We start from the raw sequence: 7,249 nt of genomic DNA, 5'->3' as shown, positions 1-7,249 counted from the left end.
CTCCCGCGACAATGACTGCAAGGCTACAAGCATTAGAAGAAAGATATGCGGTGAAGTTATTAAATCGAAGCACTCGACATATCGCATTAACGAATGCTGGAGAGCTTTATCATCAGGCCGCGCTGGAAATAATAGCCAGCGTCAATGAGACCGAAAGCCGCTTACAAAATGTGGTCGAACAAGTCAAAGGCTCACTCAAAATTTCGGCGCCAAAAGACATGGGTAAACAATATATTCTGCCTATATTATGCGATTTTTCTAAACGTTATCCTGATGTCGTGCCTTATTTATATCTCAATGATCGGATATCAAATATTGCTGAATCAGGGATTGATATCGTCATTCGCTATGGCGAACTGGCAGACAGTAGTCTTATATCAAGGCGGCTATCATCAAGTTGGCGGGTATTGTGTGCATCGCCTGAATACTTAGCCAAGAGTGGAACACCATTAACACCAGAAGATTTAATCGAGCATGATTGTTTAGTGATGTTGCGTGGTAATGAAGAATTAAAGACCTGGCATTTCCAACAGCAAGAGCATAAAACAGCAGTGACAGTTGTACCAAAGCGACTTTCTGATGACGGTGACGTTATTCGCCATTGGGCATTGGCTGGCGCAGGCATTGCACTTAAATCGATTGTTGACGTGGAAGCGGACATTAACAGCGGACGACTTGTTACTGTACTTGATGGGTATATGAAGAACTTTAATACCTCAAGGTCAGTATCCAGTGCGGACTTAAATGTTATCTATACTAGTAAGCAGTATCAACCAAAACGCATTCGGTTATTCTTGGATTTTCTGTTTGAGAAATTCAGTGAAATGACACAACCATGAACTTAAATTTATCAATATGTTTGTGACGGCATAAAACGCACCGATGTGGTGCATTTTATTCTTTTAGCACTGTTTTAGCACTTGTTCACAGCTATTCAGCATTATTAAAGTACTATTCTTGCGCTTTAAAGCCCTTCGATTGTGCCATTAAAGTCATCTACTTCCCTTGTAGCCAGTGTTTAACCTTACTTTCCTGTGATTCTTCATTGGTTATCGCAAAACGTCAGACTTGGCTGATTTTTTGCTTTATCTCTCGGTATGAATATGCGTAACCAAGGATTATTATATGCAGAAGTTAAAGCTAACACCCAAGTGGGTAAAAACAACATGTCCTTATTGCGGCACTGGTTGCGGTGTCGAAGCGCAAGTAAATCAAGACAATGGCGTCACTATCCGTGGTGATGAGTCTCACCCTACAAATTTAGGTAATCTTTGCTCAAAAGGATTAACGCTAGCTGATACCTTGGTCCCTGAAGGTCGCCTGCGTGAATGCTATATTCGCGGCCAAGCACAGAGCATGGAAACCACGTTAAGCTATGTGGCGTCTTCATTTAGTAAGGTGATTGCTGAACATGGGCCTGACGCCGTGGCCTTTTATGTATCAGGGCAGCTACTTACCGAAGACTATTATATTGCCAATAAATTGATGAAAGGTTTTATTGGCAGCAGCAATATTGATTCTAACTCACGTCTGTGTATGTCTTCGGCCGTTGTCGCTCATAAGCGCGCCTTTGGTGAAGATGCCGTTCCAGCTTGTTATGCCGACATCGAAGCTGCCGAGCATATCTGTTTAGTCGGTTCTAATCTGGCTTGGTGTCATCCGATTTTATTTCGCCGAATAAAACAGGCCCAAATTGCCAACCCAAATTTAAAAATCACTGTTATTGATCCACGTAGAACTGATACCTGTGATATTGCCGACCTGCATTTAGCCATTCGACCGGGCACGGATGTGGCGCTGTATAATGGCTTGTTAGCATTTCTGGACCAGGAAAATGCGTGTGATCTGAGTTATATTTCCCAGCACACGGAAGGATTTGAAAATGCACTCAAATCAGCTTACCAATCAACACCAAGCTGGGTGGAACTGGCGGCATTCTGTAATATTGAACTCGATACTATGTTGGCTTTTTTCCAGCGATTTACCGATATCGATAAGACCTTAACCTTGTTTAGCCAAGGGGTGAATCAGTCAACCAGTGGTACTAACAAAGTAAACGCCATTATTAACTGTCACTTAGCCACGGGGCGAGTTGGTAAACCAGGCGCCAGTCCATTTTCTGTGACAGGTCAGCCTAATGCGATGGGTGGTCGTGAAGTGGGTGGGCTTGCCAGTATGCTCGCGGCGCATATGGATTTTACCCCTGAGAGTCATGCGCTGGTGAGTGAGTTTTGGCATACTGATAAATTAGCGACTAATAGCGGCGCTAAAGCCATTGATATGTTTGATCAAGTGCATCAAGGTAAGATCAAAGCTATTTGGATCATGGGCACGAACCCGGTGGTGAGTTTGCCTGATTCAGACAAAATTCAGCAGGCGTTATTAAATTGCCCGCTGGTGGTTGTGTCAGATTGTATTGCTAAATCCGATACCATTGCTTGTGCCGATGTCTTGTTACCCGCGCAGGGTTGGGGTGAGAAAACCGGTACTGTCACTAACTCAGAACGTTGTATATCACGCCAACGTGGTTTCTTACCTAGTTTAGGGGAAGCAAAAGCCGATTGGTGGTTATTAGCGGAAGTCGCTAAGCGTATGGGCTTTACCAAAGACTTTAGCTTTGCTAGCGAAGCCGAGGTATTTGCTGAATATGCGCAGATGACTGGCTTTAAGCAAGATACCTTACCGCGTGGTTTGGATATTGCGGTATTGGCTGGGCAAGATTATCACCAACATCAACCAATGCAGTGGCCGATACGCGGGGAGCAGTCAGCCGCGCGGTTATTTACTGACGGTCAGTTTTCAACGCCATCGGGTCGAGCTAACTTCATCCCTATGTATCAAAAATCAGCCGCCAGCGAAGTTTGCCAAGCTTACCCGATGATCTTAAATACTGGTCGTAATCGCGATCAATGGCACAGCATGGGCAGAACAGGATTAGCAACCAAGCTTAATAGCCATATGCCCGAGCCTCTGTTGTCGATTAATCCACAAGATTTGACCGAACGTGGCATTGCTGATGGCAGTTTAGTTGCGGTCGAAAGTTTGCAGGGTAAATTATTAGTACGTGCGCATGCCACTGAGAGTCAAAATCCCAGTGAGTTATTCTTACCCATTCACTGGAGTCGTGAAAATGCCAGTGCAGGTGCAATCTCCAGCTTAGTGGCGGCACATACCGATCCGCTCTCGGGTCAGCCGGAAAATAAATATACCCCAGTGAGTGTCAGAGCATGGTCTCATGCATCGCGCGCGGCACTATGGAGCCAACGCCGTCTGCAAGTCGCTAAGATACTACCTATGGTGGATTACTGGGTTGAACGACGCTTAGAGCAAGGCTATTTATACTACCTTGCCAGTGTTACTGAGCCTGCGATGTTCTTCCTGCAATTAAAACTAGCCTTGAATAACAGTTATATGACTAAGCAAGTTGATTATGAAAATGTCGCTGAGCAAAAGTACCGTTTTGCGATGAGCTTGCAAGGCGATAGCCAAGACAGTTTGGATATCAGTTTAATGGTAACCCCCGCTAATGATGCCGATGATAACTCTTGGTTGGCTAGTTTAACGACGCTCGTGCCGGAGGTCGGGTTACGAACTACCCTAAAAGGGCAAGCAGACACGACGCCAAGCCGTATGGTGTGTGCGTGCCATCAAGTAACCGAGAACGCGATTATTAATGCGGTCGAAGCTGGTGCGAATACTGTTGCAGCCGTGGGCGGTTGTAATAAAGCCGGCACGGGTTGTGGTTCGTGTATACCAGAAATCAAACGGGTAATGGCAAGTTGTGAGAGCACCATCAGTTTAGTCGATTAATGGCATCCATATCGAGTAATCTATATCTATGTTTTGGAACGTATTCAGTGTCGGATAAATAACGTCATTTAGCGTCTAAAACTTAGATATGTAACCGTGTACGGCTTTGTTGTTGTGCTATTGTTGTTAAGTATGTTGGCGAGTTTTGTAAAGTAAATTGTGATATAAGTGACATACAGGATAATAATGATTATGGAAATAGACTTTAATGAACTGTTCAATGATAGTTACGGGTTTATCTTGACCAGCGAAGATGATTTTTATGAATGTTTTTACACAAAGTTTACTGATGCTTCTCCGATAATAGCTGAAGTATTTCGAAATACGGACATGGTAAATCAGAAGTTGATGCTTAGAAAAGCGGTGTCATACATGGTTAATTTTTTTGTAACCAAGAAAGCCCGTGAGCATTTTGTGTCAATAGCGTGTCTGCATAAAGATAAGCTTCAAATTGATCCTATTTTATATGAGATATTTATCGACACGCTACTTGCAACTTTAGCTGAGTTTTATCCAAGGTATAATAATGCTGTCGGCGTATCTTGGAGAATTACGCTAGCACCAGGCGTGGAGTTCATGAAACACATATCCAAGCTAGACTAAGGCGTATTATTTTACTGGTAGCACATAAATATAAATCGTTACAAAATGACAAGCGCTGCCAAGTAATACAAAGATGTGCCAAATAGCATGGTTATACGGAATACGTTTATTGGCATAAAAGATCGCACCAATTGAATAAGCAAGTCCACCGGCGAACAACCAATACAGTGCTCCAGTGGCAAGTTTACCTAATAGCTCATCACCTGAAAATACAATTAACCAGCCCATACTAAGGTAGAAAAATAGCGATACCTTTTTAAAGCGCTCAGCCCAATAGACTTTAGCTATGATACCAAATATGGCCATAGTCCAAACGACAGCAAAGATACTCCAGCCTAGCGTACCACGTAGTTCAATTAGCAGTAATGGTGTGTAAGTACCCGCAATTAACAAGAAAATAGCACAATGGTCGAGGGTTTTTAATTTTGCTTTAATAGCAGGGTTCGTTGCGTAGTGATAGGCACTCGATGCAAAAAATAACAAAAACATTGAAATGCCATAAATACTAAAACTGCTGATACGCCAAGGATCAGCTTGCTGTATAGATGGCACTAGTAGCGCAGTCAGCGCTGTAATACTCAGTAATGCGCCTATGATATGAGACCAAGTATTGGCCGCTTCTTCTTTGACGCTATAAGGTGCGGCAATGATGTCTGCCGTCGCTATTATCGGTGTCGCACTGTGTGACATACATTATCCCATCGTTAAGTTGCCTTATTATTTAAGCTTACAAGTGTACGCTTAAGTTTTGTGTATTGGAAGTTACACATGAGATTGTGGGAATTTATTTTTAAATACTCGCAGCGGCATCATTATCTACAACCCAGCTGTTTTCCTTTCTGTCTAACTTAATGCTTAACAAGACGCTAATGGTCTATGCCTTCGCTGCATAAATGGCATTGTCATGTCAGCGCAGTGAAAATTGGTTATTGCTTAAACGTCAATATATCAAGATCACAAATCCGCATTAAATTGAATAAATTTCATCTTAAAATTATAAAGTTGAATTAAATTCATTTTTGTATGAATAATTCTCGCGCTAAAAAATTATTATCACGATAAAAACCTCTCAGTTGTCACATTTTTTAATACCTCTAAGGTTATACTTCTCATCATGTTCTGGAGGACAAGATTAATGAAAATAGAAATTGATTTTAGTGTGTTGGTGAAGTTTATCGCGGGGGTCATTGGTTCCCACTGTGAAATTGTAATACACGACCTAAGTGATGTTTCAAAGTCAGTAGTAGTCATTGAAAACGGTCATATTACGGGAAGAAAAATTGGCTCTCCTGCGACTGACTTGGCATTAAAACAGATAAAAAGCATCGAACAAGGTAATGCAAAAAAAGGTAATAAAGAACCGTTTTTGCTGAATTACCGAGGGCGTGCTGGCAATGGTACAGAGCTACGTTCATCAACTTTGATGATCTTTAAAAACAACAAACCGCAGTACATGCTCTGCTTAAATATTGATGACAGTCAGGTTAAAAATGCCATTGATATGCTTAAAGCCAGCATTCCTGATTATGAAGTCGCTGGGGTTAGAGATGAGAGTTTCCATAACTCTATCGAGGACGTCAGTAATAGCATTATAGATCAGGCTCGAAGTGAGTTAAATCTAACGGTGTTATCACGATTAAGTTTACCTGAAAAAAATGAATTTGTTAAAACGGTTGAAAAGTCAGGGTTGTTTACCATCAAAGGAAATGTGCAGAAGGTTTCCAAAATGTTGGATATTTCAGAACAGACTTTATATCGCTACTTGAAGTAAATGAAAAAGTAATTAAGCATGAGCTATTACATGCAGTGTAACGGCTCGACGGTATCATTAAAAATTATGGAATCATGACAATGTGGAAAAAGCTCGAACCTTATAAATCATCAATTATACTCTTAACCGCTTTAGTCATCGGTGGCGCCATCGGTATTTACTTACCCGATTTTGCACTGAAGCTAAAACCAATTGGTCAAATATTTTTAAATCTGTTATTCATGATCATTGTACCGCTAGTTGGTGTCAGTGTTATGTCATCGATTGCGAGTATGACGGATTTAAAGAAGCTGGGTAAAATGCTCGGAATCATACTGGTCGTTTCAATTATGATGGCAATTATCCCTGCTGTTAGTATTGTTGGTCTAGCCTCCATCTTCGATCCAGCACAAGGTGTAACGCTTGAATTGGCGAAGGACTTTACCGCAGAAGCTGGCAAGATTGATTTTGCAAGTATGCTAACCACTAATGACTTTGTTGGGCTGCTGTCTAAGTCTAATATCCTTGCCCTTATTGTGATGTCGATTATCGCTGGTATCGCGATTGGCCAGTCAGGTGAAAGCGGTAAGAAAATTGCTGACCTACTTAACAGCCTAAACGAAGTTATCATGAAAGTAGTTTCTATCATCATGGTTGGTGCTCCAATCGGTCTTGGTGCTTATTTCGCATCAACAATGGCGAGTCAGGATCCTGAGCTGTTAGTGACGTTTGCTAGAGCGATTGGTTTATTCTTTGCTGCTACCGCTATTTACTTTGTGCTTGGCTCTACCTTTTACTCATGGATTGGCGGCGGTACCAACGCAGTACGCGCTTTCTGGAAAAATGCCTTTGAACCGTCAGCTACCGCTTTAGGTACTTGTTCTTCGCTAGGAACATTACCAGTAAATATTCGTGCAGCTAAAAAAATGGGTATCAAAGATGACATCGTCGATATTTGTTTACCGCTACTAGCGAACCTTAATAAAGGTGGCGTGGCGATGATTGCCGCACTGAAAATCGTATTCATCTACGCGGTGTTAGGGCTTGAATTTACCCCAGAAGTGTTCTTCATCACTATCGTTATTT

At 42.0% G+C, this 7,249-nt stretch carries 6 protein-coding genes; 5 read left to right on the top strand and 1 reads right to left on the bottom strand.

Annotated features, from left to right (window positions below; genetic code table 11):
• The 3 genes from QNK26_RS04755 to QNK26_RS04745 form a co-directional block, all read left to right on the top strand.
• Positions 1-839 (top strand): LysR family transcriptional regulator (locus tag QNK26_RS04755; protein ID WP_319221158.1); only part of this gene is annotated, 839 nt, incomplete at its 5' end.
• A 286-nt stretch (positions 840-1,125) separates the two neighbouring features.
• Complete coding sequence (locus tag QNK26_RS04750) at positions 1,126-3,810, top strand: molybdopterin-dependent oxidoreductase (protein WP_319221157.1); 2,685 nt, start codon at positions 1,126-1,128, stop codon at positions 3,808-3,810.
• A gap of 192 nt (positions 3,811-4,002) precedes the next feature.
• Positions 4,003-4,413, top strand: coding sequence for a globin (locus tag QNK26_RS04745; RefSeq protein ID WP_319221155.1), 411 nt, complete (start codon positions 4,003-4,005; stop codon positions 4,411-4,413).
• 6 nt (positions 4,414-4,419) lie between these two features.
• Here QNK26_RS04745 and trhA read toward each other — a convergent pair whose 3' ends face one another.
• The gene (trhA, locus tag QNK26_RS04740; protein WP_319221154.1) at positions 4,420-5,103 is read right to left on the bottom strand and encodes a PAQR family membrane homeostasis protein TrhA; all 684 of its coding nucleotides are present in this window, start codon (positions 5,101-5,103) and stop codon (positions 4,420-4,422) included.
• A gap of 445 nt (positions 5,104-5,548) precedes the next feature.
• Between trhA and QNK26_RS04735 the strand changes: the two genes are divergently transcribed.
• Positions 5,549-6,184, top strand: a complete 636-nt coding sequence (locus tag QNK26_RS04735) for a transcriptional regulator (RefSeq protein WP_319221152.1) — start codon at positions 5,549-5,551, stop codon at positions 6,182-6,184.
• Positions 6,185-6,264: 80 nt separating this feature from the next.
• A partial coding sequence (locus QNK26_RS04730; protein ID WP_319221151.1) for a dicarboxylate/amino acid:cation symporter occupies positions 6,265-7,249 on the top strand: 985 nt, incomplete at its 3' end.

The sequence above is a fragment of the Moritella sp. genome (genome assembly GCF_033791185.1).
GTDB lineage: Bacteria > Pseudomonadota > Gammaproteobacteria > Enterobacterales > Moritellaceae > Moritella.
Note: the sequence above shows the minus strand (reverse complement) of the source record. Positions and strands in the feature narration are given on the sequence as shown.

Coding starts and splice junctions, on each gene's coding strand:
- QNK26_RS04750 (WP_319221157.1), top strand. CDS start 1,126: ATGCAGAAGTTAAAGCTAACACCCAAGTGGGTAAAAACAACATGTCCT.
- QNK26_RS04735 (WP_319221152.1), top strand. CDS start 5,549: ATGAAAATAGAAATTGATTTTAGTGTGTTGGTGAAGTTTATCGCGGGG.
- QNK26_RS04745 (WP_319221155.1), top strand. CDS start 4,003: ATGGAAATAGACTTTAATGAACTGTTCAATGATAGTTACGGGTTTATC.
- trhA (WP_319221154.1), bottom strand. CDS start 5,103: ATGTCACACAGTGCGACACCGATAATAGCGACGGCAGACATCATTGCC.